Origin of the sequence: Micromonospora sp. Llam0, from assembly GCF_003751085.1 — a bacterium.
Taxonomy (GTDB): domain Bacteria; phylum Actinomycetota; class Actinomycetes; order Mycobacteriales; family Micromonosporaceae; genus Micromonospora_E.
The window spans coordinates 2,454,255-2,471,844 of sequence record NZ_RJJY01000001.1; the positions used below are offsets into that span (position 1 = coordinate 2,454,255).

Consider the following 17,590-nt stretch of genomic DNA (forward strand, 5'->3'; position numbering starts at 1 on the left):
CTTCGTCGATTACCCCTCGGTTAACGATCAGGGATCACTGACAGACATCGGGTACGGTCGGCTTCGTGACCATGGGGAGGCGCAACGGAACAGGCCAGGAATCCTCCATGCCCGCACACGCCGGGCCGTTCTCGGTAGCTGAGTTCCGCATCCTGTGGCTGGCGTACGCCCAATCGATCATCGGAGACCAGTTCGCCCGGGTGGCCCTGTCCATCCTCGTGTACACGCGCACCGGCTCACCAGCATGGACGGCCGCGACCTACGCGCTGACCTATCTACCAGCTTTGCTCGGCGGCATACTGCTGTCCGGCCTGGCCGATCGGTTTCCCCGTCGCACCGTCATGGTCAGCGCTGACCTGGTCCGAGCGACGCTGGTCGGCGTGATGGCACTGCCCGGGGTGCCGCTGCCGGTGCTGGCGGGCCTGCTGGTGCTGGTCGAGTTGGCGGAGGCGCCATTCGGCGCCGCACAAGGGGCGACCCTGCCCTCGGTCCTCGGCGGACACCGCTACGAGCAGGGACAACGCGCCATGCTCATCACCTTCCAAGCAGGACAATTGGTCGGCTTCGCCGCCGGCGGCGTCCTCATCGCCTGGCTCGGCATCCACCTGTCGCTCGCCGTAAACGCGCTGACGTTCCTCCTCTCAGCGATCCTGATCTACACCGGGGTTCGGGCTCGTTCCGCGACCGCCCGGTCAGCAGCCACTGCCGCCCGGCACAACGTCGGCTCACAAGTCAGCGCTGGCATTCGTCTTATCTGGACGGACTCTCGACTGCGCACGCTGGTCGGGCTGGCCTGGCTAGCCGGATTCACGATCGTCCCTGAAGGCCTGGCCGTACCCTTCGCCGACCAGGTCGGAGCACAGCCGTCCGCAATCGGGCTGCTCATGGCGGCGAAACCGGCCGGAATCATGCTCGGCGCCTACCTTCTCGGCCGAGCCTGGATCGGACAGGCGCGCAGGTTACGCTGGCTCGGCCCGCTAGCGGTTGGCGCGAGCCTGCCTTACGTCTTCTACCTCCTAGGCCCGCCCCTCGGCGCTGCACTGCTGCTGCTGGCGGTGTCCGGGGCGTGTAGCGCCTACCAGATCACCGCAGGAGCAACCTTCGTCCAGTTGACTCCTGACCACCAGCGCGGCCAAGCACTGGGACTCGCCCGTTCCGGGCTGACCGCGGTCCAGGGAATCGGCATCGTCGCTGGCGGCCTGGTCGCACAATGGACCGGGACAGCAGCCGGGACGATCGGCGCAGCCGGGATCGCAGGAACGCTGTTCGCCCTCATAGCCGCCACCGCTTGGTCACGCGTCAACCCGCAAGGGGTCGCAATGGCCCTCGCACGAACATAGGGGGCCATCATCTGACAAGGGTCATCACCAGCCGTCGCCGCGCATCGAACTCACCTCCCGGGCCCAGCGAGAACAAGCAAAACGTCCCCACATCATCCCGCAACATCGCATCCCCCGCGATCGGCCGGACCGGCGCGATCGCCGGACGGCCGGCTACGGTGGGCGACCGGAACCGACTACAGCATGACGGTGCGGCGGCCGTTGGCCCGTACGGAGAAAACGCGCGGGCGCGGTGCGGGCTAATGCGAGTGCGGTCAGGTGGCACCTCGCTCCAGTCTCGGTCGAAGTCGAAGGCGATCGCCACGGCGGCTGGAGCCAGGTCCGGGCCGATGGCGTGCCGGTTGCCGCTACCGTGGGGTTGGCTGCGGTCAAGCCAGTCGACGAAGGACCGCTCGCGGTGACCAATGCCGATCATGATGGCGCCGTGCCGGCCGGGTCGGTAGATCTGGACCGCGTAGGGCAGGTCCTCGGCAGCCGCTTGCGCGTGGACACGGTCGAGGACCAGGTCGAGCTCCTCGACGGTTGACACCGCGACCTCGTTGCCGCAGTGTGACTCCGCCGCGGAAGGGCCGTCCCAGGCCACGGTGTAGCCCGGCGCCGTCAAACGCACTAGCCGGGCCCGGGAGGCCGTCGTCGACGTCACCACCGACCACGCGCTAGCTGCGATCTACGGCCGGGGCGGTCGCCGGCAAGACCGTGCCTGGTTACCGACACCAGTTCCGGCCTGCTCATTGACTCGCCACCACCGGCCTGCCGGTGGCGACCGAGACCAACCCGCTCCCCGCCTCGTCCGAGCCGGAGGCCGGTGACGGCGAGGAGCCGCCCGAATCGACCGAGTGGTTCGGTGACGACCTCACCCTGCCGGACACCGGTGCCACGGTCGTCCAGCCGCCCGACAGCATCGGCGGTGCCGTGGGCGATGGCATGGGCGATGAGGTCGTCGCGGCGCATCGGCCCGGGTAGGCGGGTGGTGGTGTCTCAGGTCGGTTCGTCAGTGGTCGGCCGGCTCGTTCATCCCGTGGCGCACGATGATCACGGCGGCCAGGATGAGGACGGCGGTGGTGAGGAGCCGGCGGCCCGGTATTTGGCGTAGGCCCAGGTCACGGTGTTGCCGGCGTGGAGGATGGCGAGGGAGATCAGGATGATGCCGACCGCGACGCCGGCGCTCTCGGTCATCGGTCGGTCGTCCAGGGGGGTCGCGGAGACCGTGACGGTGTACGCGTCGGCGATCAGCGGAAGCCCCACCGCGACGACAACGGCGGCGCGGACGATGACGGTGCGGTCCGGCGGGGCCGGCACCATGGTGGTGGTCATGCTGGGGTCACCGCCGTCGGGCCGGTGGTCCGGCTGCGGACGACCAGGAGGGTGAGTAGGGCACCGAACAGTGCGAACGGCGCCAGCGTCGCTCGGGAAATCATCGCCTCCCGGCCCTGATCCACCAGGTTTCGAGCCGGTAACCCATTAAGGGACGTAATGACGCCGGTTCCTCGCGTACTCCTCTTCGTCTCGCTCGCCGGACCCGCACCATCTGGCAGTGCTGGCACGTCCCGGCTTTGTCAGGGCCGCTTCCACCCGCTCCGGCACCACCCGGACCAGGCTGCCCTCGCCTACGCCCACCTGCTGCGACAGGAAGACGGTGACGGTCTTTCACCTCCACTCGAACAACAGCGCCTCACGGCGCACCGGATCAGAAGGTTAGGGTTAGAGTCCCTTCGGGCGCGCAAGATCAACAGGGGTCTGACCTACCAAAACGGCAGTCAGACCCCTTCGCCTTTCCATCCCTTGTGGTCGATTGGGTGCTCCGTGGGTGCTCGTGCGACGAGCATCCCTCACGTCCCGCCCGGTCCGGCCACAGGCGGTCCCGTCCGGCCGGGTTTTGATCATGGCGGGTGGCCGTCGGGGTCCGGAAACCGGGGCGGTGTTTCCAGGGCCCGGCGTGGTTCCCATTCACCCGTCTGCGCGCCGGCCGGTTACGGTGGTTTCGCTCTGCGTCGAACGGTTATCGTGCCCTTCCAACGTGTGGTGGAGAGTCGGGGACTTTCGTGATCGATCCGCGGCAGGTCCAGGACGGCAAACGAGAGCTCGGTGCCGCGCTCGCGCACCGTCGAAGGTCGCGTGGTCTGACACAGGCCGATGTCGCCGGGCGGGTGTACAGCACCCGCAGCACCATCGCCGGAGTCGAACGGGGCCAGCAGATAGCCGATCGGATCTTCTGGCAGCGGTGCGATCAATCCCTGGACGCCGGCGGCGCACTACTCGCCGGCTACGACGCCTACGTGAGACTGAAGCAGCGGTTCGACCACGAAAGGGCCAAGGCGAGGCAGCTTGCCCGTTGGGGCGAGACCGATGCCGGTGTACCGCCGGCACCCGACGCCCTCCAGACGCCAGGGCAGGCGTCAACGAGCGGCCTACTGGCCGCGGCCCGGCCGGTGGCGGTGTCCGCCCTCGATCCGGCTCCCGGCCCGGCGGGTGTCGATCCCGCCCTGGCGCTGCACTGGAGCGAACTGCTACGGCTCCTGGCCGCCTCGCACAACGTCTTCGGCTCACGCCAGGTGTACGGCGCTGTCTGCCGAGAGCTGGCCATCGTCCGCCGCTACCGCCACGAGGCCCCGGACGACCTCACACCACGTCTCCTCGCGGTGGAGGCACGATGGGCGGAGTTCGCGTCCTGGACCGCCGACAACCTCGCCGACGTCAACGCCGCCACCCACTGGCTCAACCACGCACTCACCCTGGCACACCGGGCGGGTGACAAACGGATGGCCGCCTACGTCATCATGCGCCAAGCGCAGCAGGCCGTCGACCGCCTCGACGGCACCCACGCGACGGGACTCGCCGAAACCGCCGAGACACTCGTGCCACTCACCGACCGCGACCGCGCCCTGTGCCTGATCCGCCAGGCCCAGGGACATGCCATCCGCAACGACCAACCGCGGTCTCTCACCGCGATCAAGGCCGCACACCAACTCGTCGACCGGTCAACGGGCCACACCGCCGATGACCCGGACACCATCGGCCGCCACTGCACCCACGCCTACCTCCGCGCCCACGAGGGCTACTGCCTACTCCAACTCGGCCACGCCGCCGCAGCGACCGACACCCTGGAAACCGTCCTGACCGACTGGCCCGGCGACTACCGACAGGACGAAGCGCTCACCCGGAGCTGGCTCGCCCGGTCCTACGCCGCGACGAACCGGCTGGCCGAAGCCGGTGCTGAAGGCAGCCGCGCGCTGACTTTGGCCGCTGCGACCTCGGCGGCCAGGGCGATGACCTCCCTCAGTCACCTCCACGGTCGGCTCGCGGGGACGTCGGGACCTACCGAGGCCATCGAATTCCGCAACGCCTTCTCCCTCGTCGCGTCAACGACCAGACTGTGATCATGGACCTGATCTCCACCGCGACCACCACAGACGAGGCACACCGCGCCGCCGACGTCGCCGTCCTCCCGGTGGGCAGCTTCGAACAACACGGCACCCACCTCCCGCTGGCCACCGACACCATCGTGGCCTGCGCCATCGCGAAAGCCGCCGCGACCGCCTACGACCTGATGCTGCTGCCCCCGGTGACCATCAGCTGCTCCCAGGAACACACCGGATGGCCCGGCACCGTCAGCATCCGCTCCTCCACCCTGACCCACATCATCACCGACATCGCCCAGTCACTAGAGCAGGCCGGCGTCAACCGGCTGATCGTCGTCAACGGCCACGGCGGCAACTACGTGCTGTCCAACATCGTCCAGGAAGCCAACACCAACCGACGGCGCATGGCCCTCTACCCGAGACGACCAGACTGGGAAACCGCCCGCCAACACGCCGGCCTCGACAGCACCAGCCACGACGACATGCACGCCGGCGAGATCGAAACCTCCCTGCTCCTACACCTGTGCCCTGAACTCGTCCGCCCCGGCTACCAGACCGCCGACCACCTCACCGAACGACCCGACCTCCTCGTACTCGGCATGCGCGGCTACACCCACACCGGCGTCATCGGCGCACCATCCACCGCCACCGCCACCAAAGGCAAAGCAGTCCTCGACAGCCTGACCACCACCTTCGCCACCAGTCTCACCGCACTCAACAGCACACCCAACCCTGACCAACCACGCCCGCAGCCGTCAGCTTGACCTCCCCCAACACCTCAACGACCGACGTGCGCTCCAGCGCAGAACCGACCACACAACGATCGGCTGCAGAGACGGGCTCCTGAAGTGCAGCAAGATCACCAGATCACCGTGCACAACGATCAACTATCCGCCGACGCGCTCAGCGTCCGGATCTGCCGAGTTGAGTGCGTCGCGATGCGCAGCAAGGGTTTTACGCGGGAAGATGAATCACTCGAGACTGAATGCCCACTCGTCCCAGCGCCAAGGACGGTTATCGAGGAAATTGTCCGATCGCTCGCGTGCGGCCGCCTCCGTCTCTGACGTCAGTCCAGTCGGGTCCAGATTCGCCGCTCCTCCGAAAGACCTCGACAGCATGCGGGCCAACCTGAAATACTCGGCGAACGGCCGGACGTGCGCATCTTCCCAGCCAAGTCGGATCAAAAGATAGGCCAGTAGTGAGCCGATTGAGGGCGATCCCGTACAAGCAAAGTAGTTTCCAACCAGACATAACAGCTGGTCGGGCGAGTCGCCCGGCAGATTGGTAAGCTTCTTGAATTCAACAGATTTCAATGCAATGCACGTATCCGCTACGCAGACGAGATCGATATTTTCGCGTGGATGGGCTACGTTCTTCATCTCGCCCCGATGAACGTACTCCTGAATCTTTTCTACGGCGGTCTGTGCCGTTGACCAGCTGTGCGAGTGCGCGAGGATTCCGTATACGATTGGACCGACCAACTCCCGATACGGGCTGCCCGTTCGAGGCGCGGCCATTCGGGCGATTTCGGCGGCGGTTCGGGTAGCCTCAGTGATATGCGCGCTAGACAGAGTTAGCTTGCATTCGAATGCTGCAGCCACACCCGATGTGACATAGAGTTTCTTGTCGAGGAGCTTCTTCGGATATCCCGGTCGGAGCACAACAACATCAACCTGTCGGCTGGCGACGCCATCATGAGCTAAGATTCGGCCCTTTGTGCGGACCTCATAACTGGCTGGCAACCATTCCTTGAGCAGTTGCGCCCAGTTCTCTTCCCCCTGGTCGCCGGCCGTGCCGGGATCTTCTAGGGCTCGGGACCTGATCCTCTCGTACTCGCTGGCCATCTCGTTGGTGGTCTGAGTGACCCAGGTGCTCAACTCGTGCGTACGGCCCGGCTCGTCCATCCTGACATTGTGCCAGAGAGACCACCTCTGCTAGGGAATCCACGAGACACATAGCTGCTAGGTTCTCACGCTGACCGCGGGCGGCGAGTTAGAGTCCAGGAACCGCCCGTCGATCCGGATGTAGCACGGTAAACCGCCCCCGAGATGACGTGGCTCCGGCCGCGCTCTTCGATGCCAGGCGCACGAATCTGCCGCCGAACGGGCGCGCCCCGATGGTAATGCCTCCGTCACTCCCGGTAGCCGTCCTGGTTGGCGTCGACCGCCGCAAGGACGCTCAGACCTGCCGAGAGTAGTGCACCGTGCGAGGCTGAGCGGTGCACGACGCTCGGGAACCGGCAGCGTCGATTTTCGGGTCCTCGTGCGCCAGTGCAGGCCGACTGGACTTAGTCGGACGGGTTCTGGATCTGTTTATCGTCAGTGCGGTTGACCCGGCGGGTCCGAACCTGAATGATGGGTCTGTGAGAAGGTCGATTACGCAGTTCATGTGGGGTTTTCAGCCTTACTTCAGAAATGGCATGGAGCGCGTAGCGCGGGACGTGTTCGAGCAGATCGGGTTCGGTCTCGGCGCCCGGGCGTTCCTCGTTGGTTTCGCCGATGACCCGGACCAGGCTTTCCCCGTGTGCTTCGAGCCTGAGCACGACCCACTGGCGGCAGTCGACCTGTCGTCAGTCGCCGCGGACGCACAGCAGCGATACGAGGAGAGCGACGAATCGCGAGTGATGTATGGCAGTCACCGGCACCATGAGCGAATTCATCGTGGCTATCTAGACTCGTTCCGCGCGGAAACTGTCCGGGATGCATTGGCCCGCTCTCCGGAGGGGGCCGGCCTGACGTTCTTCGTGGGTTCGTCGGCGATCGTCGACGGCACCTACGCGGTTCATCCGGTTGTTGCTGTCCCGACGACACGGTGGGAGTCGAAGCCGACTTTGAGCAGGGTGCGGATCGACCGGTACACGGTGGTCCCATCCTTCCAGGACTCGTTGATGCGGGAGCTGCTTGCTGCAGCCACGGCCGACCTCGGTCGCAGCTCTCCGCCGGAGGACTTCTCGATCCGATGGTCTGACCGATCAGAGCTCATCCGGAAGGCAGCGCGTGCGTTTGTCCAGTCGGTGTCAGTGTTCAGCGGGTACGAGTTCACGTCCGAGCTGACTGTCGCCCTCGATGAGATCTCCGTACAGCCGTACGAGGGCCGTTCTGGGTCCGGTGGGTTATTGCTGGCGTCTGAGGCGAACCCACATGTGGAGCCGGTTCTAGAATTCGTGAAGCCAATCCGGGTTTCGGAGACCCGTTCGATGCGCAAGGCGCTCGAGATGGCAGATCCGCAGCATCATCTCTTGTGCGACGGCGAGAAGGTTGTGGGGTTGGCACGTCTGCGCGACACCTACGCACCTGCAGACGAGAACGCGTTCGTGTTTAACGTGATGACGCGGGGCGTCTGGGAACTGAGCCATGACCAGGTGCCGCTGCTTCGAGTATCGAATACGCGGCCGTCACTGCCGCAGCCCAGGTTGGATGCACAGCAACTCAAGTCCGTGGCGCGCCGGGTGTTCCGCGAGATCGGCGAGAGCGAGGCGGATGTCCTGTGGGGCCTCGCTGAATCGGCATCTGCGGCGTCGCACGGAACGATGCTTGTTGTCCACAGGAATGCCAGCGAGGAAGCTATGCGCCTGATCCCACAAGCGCAGCAGGTACGGCCGCAGCTTCTCGGTGCGAAGGTCCTAGCAGCCGTGACAAGCATCGACGGTGCCATCCTTGTCGATCCGACGGGAGCGTGCCATGCCGTGGGCGTCATCCTCGATGGACATGCTTCCGGGAAAGGTGACTCGAGCCGAGGTGCCCGATTTAACTCCGCAGTGCGGTATCACGACACCCAGAGCGGTCAATGCCTCGTGATCATCGTCAGCGAGGACGGCATGATCAACCTGCTACCCAACCTTCGTAGACAGGTGGCAGGCGGATCTGTTGAGTCAGTGGTGCGCCAGCTGGAGGAGTCGCTGACCGATGACCCTGACTACGAGGTCTTCTTCCGGCACTGGGAGCATCTCGAGTCTCTGGCGTTCTACCTGACGGCGGAACAGTGCAACCGGATCAATGTGGCACGGACACGGCTTGAGGAGCACCGCGCCCGGCCAGACCCGGATGACCGCGACCCGAATGAAGGGCCTGTCGGACGCATTACGCACGTTGGGTGGACGCCCTTCGCCCCGGATCCGGAGATGAACGCGAGCTACTTCCTCGACGCCGAATAGGGCGTCCAGCTCGGTGACGATACTGTATGGGTCGACCCTCACGCGAGCGTCTGAGCTGGTCAGTCGGTAATGGTTTCTCTGCCGCGAAATTGGGCTCATCGCCCAAACGCACGCTCATGCCGCGCTGAGCGCGCTTGGGCGACTCGTCCCATGGCGCGGCCACCGGATGCTGACCATGACAATCCTCTAAGGGCTTGCCCCCGTGGTCGACGAATCTGAGTCGACGAGATCTGTGGACCGGCTACACAGCGGCTCGCTCGACGCGCAGCCGGGTGCCTGGTGTCGATATAACTGAACTGGCACCTGACCGCCTCGTCCGGCAATGTCGATCTCATCAACATACATCACGGCGGCGGCAGGTACTGCGCCTCGGCAGTCGACCCCGCACACGCTGCTGAGTCCAATTGGCCGTCCGTGGATCCGGGCCAATACGAAGAGCAGTGCAGCTTCGACGGTGTGCCGATTGACCTCACTGTGGCGGAACTTGACGATGCAACTCCGCGCCCGTGCTTCGAATCGTGCCTGTAGGCCGAGCCCGAGACACCGTGCAATGTCCTCGATAATCTCTGGAGACTTTAGGTAGTCATGCTGACCATCGATCGGATCGAGCGCATGGTCGCGCACCAGCGATGCGTACGGGCCGTGGTGGAACTCACTGGCGAACTTCAGGCGGTACAACCAGGCACCATCTTCAGCGCGCAGCGTCGAGCCGGTTTCGCCTTCAAGATCCTGACGCAGGGCCCTCCACTGAGCAGGGGTCACCTGACCGTCGCACAGGCCGTACAAATCATCCCAGAGCCGGTCGAGGATCGTGCCAAGCGGCAAGATCCCGCCCTGAAGGAACGCATGCGGTCGCAGGACGCAGGTACCATGGAAGTAGTACGCGCCGTCGAAGCTGACGTCGCCGATGTCCACGTCCAGCTCGGCGAATAGCGCCCTTGGAACCGCCACCCACGGATCCTCGTCTTCTGCCCAATCGATCCGGTCCGGGTCGCACGCGAGTAGCACCGCGCGAAGTGTCGCCTCGTCGACGCCTGCCGCTGCGGCAAGCGACCGCAGCGCCGTGTCGACGTCCTCGCAGTCCAGGAAGAGCATCGGCACTCCGATCTCCGAGAAGTCATCGAACCTCGGCGCGGGGAACGTCGCGCCTAAGAGCGGCGCCAGCAACCGAAATCCAGCGATGTAATAGTGCCACGAAGGATGGCCCCAGTTCGATCGTCTGAGCGAGGTCACTTGCCCGCGCACCGGGCCACCCCCAGCCCCAGGTGGTCGACCTCGATCGGCTTCGAACCTCGGCTCGCAGGCTGTCCAGTTGAGTTACGGATGGTCGATTTGAGCTACTGGGTGGTGATGCCGGCGGACAGTCCTCGGGTTGTTGAGGCGCCGGTAGCGCTGGTGGTGAAGGTGAACGGTAGGTAGACGAGCTTGATTGGTTGGGCGGGGTCGCCGGTGGCGTGGTAATGGAAGTTGCTGCGCCACAGGCCGTCTGGCATGTCCTGGTCAACGCAGTTGGTGTGTTCCAGGAGCCACTGCTTGGTCTTGGCGATGACGGTGCTGACTCTTTCGTTGCGGATCAGCAGGACGATCGCTGCCCGGGTGTCGCGGTAGGTCAGGTAGCTGAGCAGTTGGTCGACGCCGTCCTTGAAGTTCTGCTCGCTGCTCCAGTTCTTGAGTTCGATCACGCCGACGACCCTGTCGTTGTGCCGCACGTGGATGTCGTTCTTCCCCTGGCCGTGCAACGTCTCGGCGGTGAACACGCACTCCGGCACTGCGCTCTTCAGGCAGACGATGAGGACGTCGCGGGTGTGTTCCTCCCGTTGGAGGTGAGTGGTCAAGCCGGTGAACGCCTCCAACTCGTGCCCGATCTCGCGCATCGCGGCCACCACGCGCTCAAAGAGGGCATCCAGCTCATCCTCGCTCTGAGCCGAGGGTACGCGCTGAACTGGCGGCTGAGCCGGTGCGGGTGTGCTGGGAACCGGCTGCGGGGCGAGCCGGATCGGCAGTCCCAGCCCTTCCCGCTGCCGCTCGCCGGCTTCATGGGCGGAGCCCATCTGGGCGACCACCGACGTGACTACCTGCATGAGGTCGTCGCGGTACTTAGCCAGCGCGTGTCTCCCGTGCGCGAGGTGTTCGGCGGCGTCCGTCACTCGGGCGTCAATCTTGGCCCTGAGCTGTTCCGGCGGTGTTTGCGGTTCCGTGGTGAACGTCGCCCGCAGCTCCGCGTCCCTGACTCCCCAGGTTGGGGCGTGCGTACAGCTGCTCAGCAGCGCTCTGACGATCTGAGGGTCGCCTTCGAACGGCACGGCGACCGTGTAGTCCTTTCGCCACACGTTAACGGTCCGATCTGGAACAAAGCGATCGGGGACCTGCGCGTTGTGCTCACGCTCGCCGATCAGCTCGAGCGCCTCCACGCGTAGCTCAACTTGCGCCACGCCAAACCTGCTGAGCAGTTCGGCCACGCCGAGGACCGGGCCGGCTACGGTCACCTGTCGGGCTGCGGCCGCCGCCCGACGGAGGCGCTCGCGAAGCAGTTCGCTGACATGCTGGGGCTCGAACACGCCGACCATTGTCTCCCACGGCGTGCCGACGCCCGGAACAGCATGGATGATGGCGGGGTCGTCGACCCGAAAGTCGCTGCAAACGTGCCGACGCCAGGGCATGCCGCAGCCGTCCCAAGGCATCCAAGCGTGCGTCGGCGCGTCCCGCAACAAGACAAGATCACGTTTACGGATCTGCCGCTGATGGTGCGTCAGGACGCGGGAAGACGCCGTAGCGCTGTGATCAGCGGTGGCGGCCCAGTGTGGCGAGGGCGGCTGTCATCAGCAGGTCCTGGCATACCTGGTCGGGGTCCTGCGCGCCGTCGACAGGGACAGCGCCGAGCCGCCGCCAGGTCGCGACAAACCCCTGGTAGCTGGCAATCGCGCTGATCAGCGAGGCATCGGCTCGGCAGACGCCGTCACTCGGTTCGATGTCATTCAACCGCCTCCGCATCGTGGTCTGGTCGATCTCCAGCAGCAGACAGGCGTCGAACCGGTCTCTGAGCTCGGATGCGTTGGCTGACTGGCCACACAGCCACAGTGTCTGCACGCCGCCACGGCGGGCGGTGGAGATGATCTCGTCGAGTCGGTCCGGGTTCCACGTTCGCTGAAGTGGCAGCGGCGAGGAGCTGTTGTTCCGGTGGTCGGGCTGCGGGTCCTGGAGACCGTCGGGGTATGGCCAGGAACAGGTGCTGTTGTCGTCGTCCAAGCTGATGCTCGTGTGGCCCCAGTCAGACAGCTTACGGGCGACGGTCGATTTGCCGGCTGCTGGCACGCCGGTCACCAGAAGCACCAACATGTGTCCACTTTCGCATGTCCCGTAGACCTGCGGTGTACCTCGGCCGCGCTGGCGTCGCTGCCGGTATCGCTCTGGACACGATTCGGGTTCCTTGTCGCCCTTCGGGTGGTGCGTGGCTGCTCTTTCCTGCCGGGGAGTTCAGGGCTGGCGGAAGTGGCTACGAGAAGTAGGAGTACAGGTGCGCCACGTGTTGCCGGGGCCAGCGGGTCCTGGGTGGACCGTGCAGTGTCCATGTCGCGCTGCGGTATGCGATCCGGCGCCTCGGCCAGGCTTGCTGGTTGAGCGGCGGTTCACTGGATCAGTCTATCGGGTGAGGTGGCTGAGCGGTTCACGGTGTTCTTCCGGCAGTGGCTGGATCCGCTGCGTCGGGCGGTGGTGGCGTGAGCGGAGATTCGCGCCGCCGTCGGACATGCTGTCCGTCGTCGCAGCGCTTGACGGCGTAGCGTATGCGCCACCTTCCGCACTCAATGTGCGTGGGTGTCTTCGCCTTCCGCTCGCCCCGTATGATCAAACACCACTCGGGCGTAACCGACTGCCTGTCCCGATCGTTGGACTGGCGGCCGCAACCGCCCCGTCCCGGAGTGACAGTGACCCATCTGTACGGAAACCCGCCTCACGCAGAACCCCCGATCGACCAAGCGTTGGAGGACCTTGAAGCACGCGGATTCAGTATCAGGTGGCGGGCTCGGTGGTATAAGGTCACCTGCCCCTGCGGGGAACACGCCCGGCAGGTCCACCACAACCCCAAGCATCCATCTGACTACGCTACGGAACTGCTGCGCTGGGCGTTCTTCCTTCCCTGTATCGTCCGAGCCGATTGGAGCCGAGGTCAGGCATGCGGGTACGCATCCACGTGCAGTTCGCACCCGCAGGACCAGACGGACAGCAACTACCTGGGCGCGAACTCGACGAGCGAGCCGAGATCCTCATGGATCAACTACTCACCTTCGAGCAGAGTCAAGATCCGGAACTCACGGATGTTGCAACAGCGCATGATGGGATTGTCGGCGTCATCACCGCCGAGGGAACCCTGGATTCCTCAGATCTAGAAGTTCCGGTCGCAATCGATACATTTAGGGACATTCTCGAACGCGCGATCGGAAACGTCCACGATTTTCCTCCCTTCCGTATCAAACGCATACTCGCTGAAGAGCTGACGTGACGGTGGGTTGTTGAAGGTGCAGCAACGCGGGTGGGATCCATCCGGTCGTGGCGGACCCGCAGGTCGCAAAGCCGACCTTTCACGGCTCTTCGAAGTTAAGCGGGGTTGAGGTGTCCGCGGTGGCGGCGGGTGGTGGCTGCGCGGGTGCGTAGCCGCTGGTTCTCGGGGTTACGGAATCCGTAGGCGTCGCGGGCGACGGTCTTGATGACACGGTTGGTTCCTTCGGAGCCGGCGTTGGTGATGCCGGTGTGCAGGAACGCGAGGATTTCTGGCCACCAGGTCTCGATCGTGGTGGCGAGGCGGTGGAGTTCGGGCAGGTCAGAGTCGGCGCAGCGGGTGTAGAAGCGGTGCAGCAGCCGGGCGGTGGTCTCCCGGTTCGGGTGGGTGCGGGCGAGCGCGAGTAGGTCGAGCAGGTCTTCTTTGGCGTTCCAGGCGGTGAGGATCGGTGCGCCGATCTTCGCCGGCAGGTTGCTGAGGGTGTCGGCCAGCCGGTCGACGTGCTCGGCGTGCATGCGGGCTGCTGATCTGGTCAGCCGGTTGCGTTGCTGCCATTCCGGGTCGGTGGCCCGGCCGCGCCGGCCGCGGTGTGTGACTGTCATGCGGCGGCGGACCTCGGTGACGGCCCGGTTGGCCAGCTGGACGACGTGGAAGTGGTCCACGACCAGCGTCGCGTGCGGCAGCGCCTCGCGGACGGCGGCCTTGAACACGGTGCACATGTCGATCGCGACGGCCTGGACGTGTTGGCGCCAGGCGGTGGGGCGTTGGGTGAGCCAGTCGGTTACCGCCTTGCTGGTCCGGCCTTCGACCTGGGCGAGTAGGCCCTGCCCGCCGACGAGGTCGCAGAAGCCGACGTGCCAGCGGTCGACGGTGGTGGTCCACGACGCGGTGACCTCGTCGAAGCTCCAGCGAGGCTTGCCTCGGCGGACCTCGTCGATGCCCAGCACGCTCACTGGTTCGGGCTCGGCAGGCAGCACCGCTGCGGTGTGCGCGGTGAACGCGGCCGCGACGACTGGCCAGGAGATGCCCAGATCACGGGCGGCCTGCACGATCGTTCGGTTGCCGTCGGCGACCGCCGCGCCGGCCGCCTGCCGCAACCGGACGGTGGTCCGTGCCCGTGCCGGGATCTGTGGCACGTGTTCGGTGAACGACGTGCGCGGGCATCCGGGCTGATCGCAGTACCAGCGGCGTTTACGCCACCGCAACCGGGTGGTGCGGCCGGCCACCGGCAGATCCCGGGGTCGGGTGAACACCCAGCCCTTGACCCGGGCGGCCCGGACACCGCACTGAGGGCAGCATTGCGCCTGCTCACTACCGGTGGACAGGTGAACGACGGGGGAACCGTCCGGGTGCAGCTCGACCCGCTCCACCACCAGGCCGTCCAGGCCCAGCAGCCGGGTCGTATCGTTGACCATGCTCGCAGCTCTTTACTTGTGGCCATCCGAACTCGACACTCAGATGATCATCGAAGGGCTGCGAGCCCTCATCTCCGGGCCGGATCGCTCAGCACACCCCGCTCAACTTCGAAGAGCCCCTTTCACCGAGCGATGCTCACTGTGCCAGTTGATTCTGACCGCCGCGTTCAGCCTGCGGTCGTCGAGCTTGGGGCGCTGTCGGTCGCTGAAGCTGCGCGGGATTTCGGAGTCCTTGCTGACGACTGGCGTTTGTCGCGGATGTAGATGACGCCGGGCTTGCCGCCTCCGGGGTTGCGTCGCTCCGTGTCGAACAAGGTGGTCGCGGTGACAAGGTCGCTGAGTTTGCCGTAGCCGTAGCTGCGCGGGTCGAAGTCGGGGCGCTGCTTGAGGATGATGTTGCCGACGCTGGACAAGGATGCCCAGCCGTCGTCGTCGGAGGCGGCCTCGACGGCGTTGCGCAGAAGAGCGACGAGGGCGGTGTCGTTCTTGGGTGGGGCGATGGTCGGAGCGGCTCTCGACGGCGTGATGTCCTCTGGCGAGGGGTCGCCGGTGTAGTTCAGGTTCTCGGTGTAGACGAACTTGTCGCAGGCGGCGACGAACGGTTTCGGGGTCTTGCGTTCGCCGAAGCCGTAAACGGTGAGTCCGGACTCGCGTAGCCGTGACGCCAGGCGGGTGAAATCGCTGTCGCTGGACACGATGCAGAACCCGTCGAAGCGCCCGGAGTACAGCAGGTCCATCGCGTCGATGATCAACGCCGAGTCGGTGGCGTTCTTGCCGGTGGTGTAGGCGAACTGCTGGATCGGCTGGATCGACTGGGACAGCAGCAGCTCCTTCCAGCCTCGAAGGCCGGTGCCGGTCCAGTCGCCGTAGGCGCGTTTGACGTGGGCTGTGCCGTACTTGGCGACCTCGGCCAACAGCGCCTCGATCGCCGACGGTTGCGCGTTGTCCGCGTCGATCAAAACGGCGAGTTTAGCGGCGGTGTCCATCGTGTGTTCCGTTCTGGAGTCTCTCTGAGGCCGGCTACCACCCGGGCCCAGCGCTTCCACCCTGGTGGATGGCTTCCTGGTGATCTGCCACGTCTGTCCGGACGGACCAGCGCGACCCCTCCCGGCGGCTCTCACACTGATCTTTCCACGCGGTCCCAGGAAATCTGCAGTGGGCAACGCGCGTGGGCAGACTCGATGCCTGCATGACTTCACCGGTGGACCGGGGACCTGTGGTCATGTTCCGTCAGTTCCCGTGCCCTGTCGGTCCGAGGTGCAGTTGTGGTACGTCGTACAGGTTGGGGTTCGGTAGCCGGTGCATGGTCGGTGCGGTGACTTCGATGATGAGCATTTCGGTGAGGAACTGGACGGTGGCGTTAAGGAGGTGGCTGGTGTGGGCGGTGGCGCTGTGTTCCTTGAGTCCGACGGTGAGGTGGATGTGGGGTGTGATGGTCCCGGTGGTGTCGTCCCAGGCGATGGTGCCGCCGCCGAGGGCTTCGATGTTGGTGAGGTCGACGTGTGACCAGACGGGTGCGTCGGGGTTGTCGAGGCGTTGGCAGGTGCCGACGAGTTTCGCCTGGCTGAGGCCGGCGATGAACATCGGGATGTAGCCCTGTCGGATGTTGTGGGTGCGGCAGGCGTCGGTGAGGGCGGTGAAGAAGTCGTCGCCGTGGTCGAAGACGACGCCGATCATGCGGCCGGGGGTCAGGTCGTGGCTACGCATCCGTACGGCTCGTTCCCGGCCGGTCGTCGTTGCTGGTGGTGGTCCAGGGCCAGGTGGTGGGTTCGGTGAGTCCACCGGCTGTGGTGACCGCGGCCGCGATGTCGTGTGGTTTCGTGTCGGCGGTGAGGAGTGCGCGGAGCAGGACGCGGGCCTTGTAGGGGTGGAGCCAGCCTGCGGGGATGAGACCGCGGGCGATGAGGTCCTGCTCGGAGCCAGGGAAGCCGTAGGTGTGGGTGAGGGTGGGTCCGGCGGGGGTGCGGGAGGCGAGGACGACGGGGATTCGTCCGGCGAGGGTGGTGAGGGTGTCGACGAGGGGTTCGGGGACGTGGCCGACGCCGAATCCGGCGATGACGAGGCCGTCGCAGTGCCGGCCGATGGCGTCGATGATCGTGGGGTCGTCGTCGAGGGTGACGGTGTGTAGGGCGACGGTGGCGGTGTCTGTCCGGTGCGGGGCGGGGATGGTCAGCCGGTGGGGCACCCGGTTGAGCATCCGTACGGTGCCTTCGAGGACGTAGCCGAGGGGGCCGGTGTCCAGGGATCGGAAGGTGGCGCCGCTGGTGGAGTGGGTCTTGGTCACCCATCGTGCGGCGTGGATCTCGTCGGCGAAGGCGACGAGGCAGCCCTGGTCCCGCGCCTGTGGGGAGGCGGCGGTGTGGATGGCGGCGAGGATGTTCGCGGGGCCGTCGGCGCCAGCGAGGGTGGGGTTACGCATCGCGCCGGTGACCACTATCGGTTCGGGGCGGTGGTGGAGCAGGTCGAGCAGGTAGGCGGTTTCCTCGATGGTGTCGGTGCCCTGGGTGACGACGACACCGGTCGCGCCGTCGGCCAGGGCGTGCGTCGCGGCGGTGTGCAGGTCGGTGAGGTCGGCGACGGTGAGGCTCGCGCCGGGTCGGCGGCGGAAGTCGACGACGTCGACTGCGATTGGCGCGTCCGCGAGTCCGGGTACGGCGTCGACGAGTTGCTGGGCGGTCAGGGTGGGGCTGACCGCGCCGCCGCCGGTGCCGCTGGTCATGGCGATGGTGCCGCCGAGGCCGAACACCACCACCCGTGGCGTGGGCGTTGCCGGAGTTGAGGACACCGGGTTCCTTCCGTACGGACGCTTGTTCGTGGTGGTGTCGGGA

Annotated in this window: 16 protein-coding genes; 6 read left to right on the forward strand and 10 right to left on the reverse strand. The window is 65.8% G+C overall.

Going from position 1 to position 17,590, the window contains the following annotated elements; genetic code table 11:
• Positions 1–107: 107 nt before the first annotated feature.
• On the forward strand, positions 108–1,340 hold the full coding sequence (locus tag EDC02_RS10980) for an MFS transporter (protein WP_123601861.1): 1,233 nt from the start codon (positions 108–110) through the stop codon (positions 1,338–1,340).
• A 7-nt stretch (positions 1,341–1,347) separates the two neighbouring features.
• On the opposite strand, the gene EDC02_RS10985 is transcribed toward EDC02_RS10980, so the two are convergent.
• Complete coding sequence (locus EDC02_RS10985; protein ID WP_370461442.1) at positions 1,348–1,986, reverse strand: Imm1 family immunity protein; 639 nt, start codon at positions 1,984–1,986, stop codon at positions 1,348–1,350.
• Positions 1,987–2,096: 110 nt separating this feature from the next.
• On the opposite strand from EDC02_RS10985, the gene EDC02_RS41530 reads away from it, so the two are divergent.
• Positions 2,097–2,303 carry a hypothetical protein gene (locus tag EDC02_RS41530; RefSeq protein WP_233605857.1) on the forward strand — a complete coding sequence of 69 codons (207 nt, stop codon included), beginning with the start codon at positions 2,097–2,099 and terminating at the stop codon, positions 2,301–2,303.
• Positions 2,304–2,372: 69 nt separating this feature from the next.
• Here the strand turns inward: EDC02_RS41530 and EDC02_RS10995 are convergent, their stop codons facing one another.
• Positions 2,373–2,654, reverse strand: coding sequence for a hypothetical protein (locus EDC02_RS10995; RefSeq protein ID WP_123601863.1), 282 nt, complete (start codon positions 2,652–2,654; stop codon positions 2,373–2,375).
• Positions 2,655–3,382: 728 nt separating this feature from the next.
• Between EDC02_RS10995 and EDC02_RS11005 the strand changes: the two genes are divergently transcribed.
• Together EDC02_RS11005 and EDC02_RS11010 are read left to right on the forward strand one after the other, a co-directional pair.
• The gene (locus EDC02_RS11005) at positions 3,383–4,717 is read left to right on the forward strand and encodes a helix-turn-helix domain-containing protein (RefSeq protein WP_158632137.1); all 1,335 of its coding nucleotides are present in this window, start codon (positions 3,383–3,385) and stop codon (positions 4,715–4,717) included.
• A gap of 2 nt (positions 4,718–4,719) precedes the next feature.
• Entirely contained in the window at positions 4,720–5,463 is a 744-nt protein-coding gene (locus EDC02_RS11010; RefSeq protein WP_123601865.1) for a creatininase family protein, read from the forward strand.
• A gap of 207 nt (positions 5,464–5,670) precedes the next feature.
• On the opposite strand, the gene EDC02_RS11015 is transcribed toward EDC02_RS11010, so the two are convergent.
• Positions 5,671–6,603, reverse strand: a complete 933-nt coding sequence (locus EDC02_RS11015) for a DUF6602 domain-containing protein (protein ID WP_123601866.1) — start codon at positions 6,601–6,603, stop codon at positions 5,671–5,673.
• Between the two features lie 458 nt (positions 6,604–7,061).
• On the opposite strand from EDC02_RS11015, the gene EDC02_RS11020 reads away from it, so the two are divergent.
• Complete coding sequence (locus EDC02_RS11020) at positions 7,062–8,852, forward strand: diadenylate cyclase (protein ID WP_123601867.1); 1,791 nt, start codon at positions 7,062–7,064, stop codon at positions 8,850–8,852.
• A gap of 186 nt (positions 8,853–9,038) precedes the next feature.
• Here the strand turns inward: EDC02_RS11020 and EDC02_RS11025 are convergent, their stop codons facing one another.
• The 3 genes from EDC02_RS11025 to EDC02_RS11035 form a co-directional block, all read right to left on the reverse strand.
• On the reverse strand, positions 9,039–10,097 hold the full coding sequence (locus EDC02_RS11025) for a hypothetical protein (RefSeq protein ID WP_148083412.1): 1,059 nt from the start codon (positions 10,095–10,097) through the stop codon (positions 9,039–9,041).
• Between the two features lie 92 nt (positions 10,098–10,189).
• Positions 10,190–11,410, reverse strand: a complete 1,221-nt coding sequence (locus tag EDC02_RS11030; RefSeq protein ID WP_148083413.1) for a hypothetical protein — start codon at positions 11,408–11,410, stop codon at positions 10,190–10,192.
• Between the two features lie 223 nt (positions 11,411–11,633).
• Positions 11,634–12,182 carry a hypothetical protein gene (locus EDC02_RS11035; protein WP_148083414.1) on the reverse strand — a complete coding sequence of 183 codons (549 nt, stop codon included), beginning with the start codon at positions 12,180–12,182 and terminating at the stop codon, positions 11,634–11,636.
• Between the two features lie 841 nt (positions 12,183–13,023).
• Here EDC02_RS11035 and EDC02_RS39505 point away from each other — a divergent pair.
• Positions 13,024–13,350, forward strand: a complete 327-nt coding sequence (locus tag EDC02_RS39505; protein ID WP_148083415.1) for a hypothetical protein — start codon at positions 13,024–13,026, stop codon at positions 13,348–13,350.
• Positions 13,351–13,445: 95 nt separating this feature from the next.
• On the opposite strand, the gene EDC02_RS11040 is transcribed toward EDC02_RS39505, so the two are convergent.
• The 4 genes from EDC02_RS11040 to EDC02_RS11055 form a co-directional block, all read right to left on the reverse strand.
• A complete protein-coding gene (locus EDC02_RS11040; RefSeq protein WP_123601843.1) occupies positions 13,446–14,762 on the reverse strand; it encodes an ISL3 family transposase in 1,317 nt (438 codons plus the stop codon).
• Positions 14,763–14,929: 167 nt separating this feature from the next.
• Positions 14,930–15,748, reverse strand: a complete 819-nt coding sequence (locus EDC02_RS11045) for an NYN domain-containing protein (RefSeq protein WP_123601871.1) — start codon at positions 15,746–15,748, stop codon at positions 14,930–14,932.
• Positions 15,749–15,992: 244 nt separating this feature from the next.
• The gene (locus EDC02_RS11050) at positions 15,993–16,469 is read right to left on the reverse strand and encodes a PPC domain-containing DNA-binding protein (RefSeq protein WP_123601872.1); all 477 of its coding nucleotides are present in this window, start codon (positions 16,467–16,469) and stop codon (positions 15,993–15,995) included.
• On the reverse strand, positions 16,462–17,547 hold the full coding sequence (locus EDC02_RS11055) for an asparaginase (protein ID WP_255500164.1): 1,086 nt from the start codon (positions 17,545–17,547) through the stop codon (positions 16,462–16,464). Before EDC02_RS11055 ends, EDC02_RS11050 begins: the two co-directional genes overlap by 8 nt.
• Positions 17,548–17,590 lie beyond the last annotated feature (43 nt).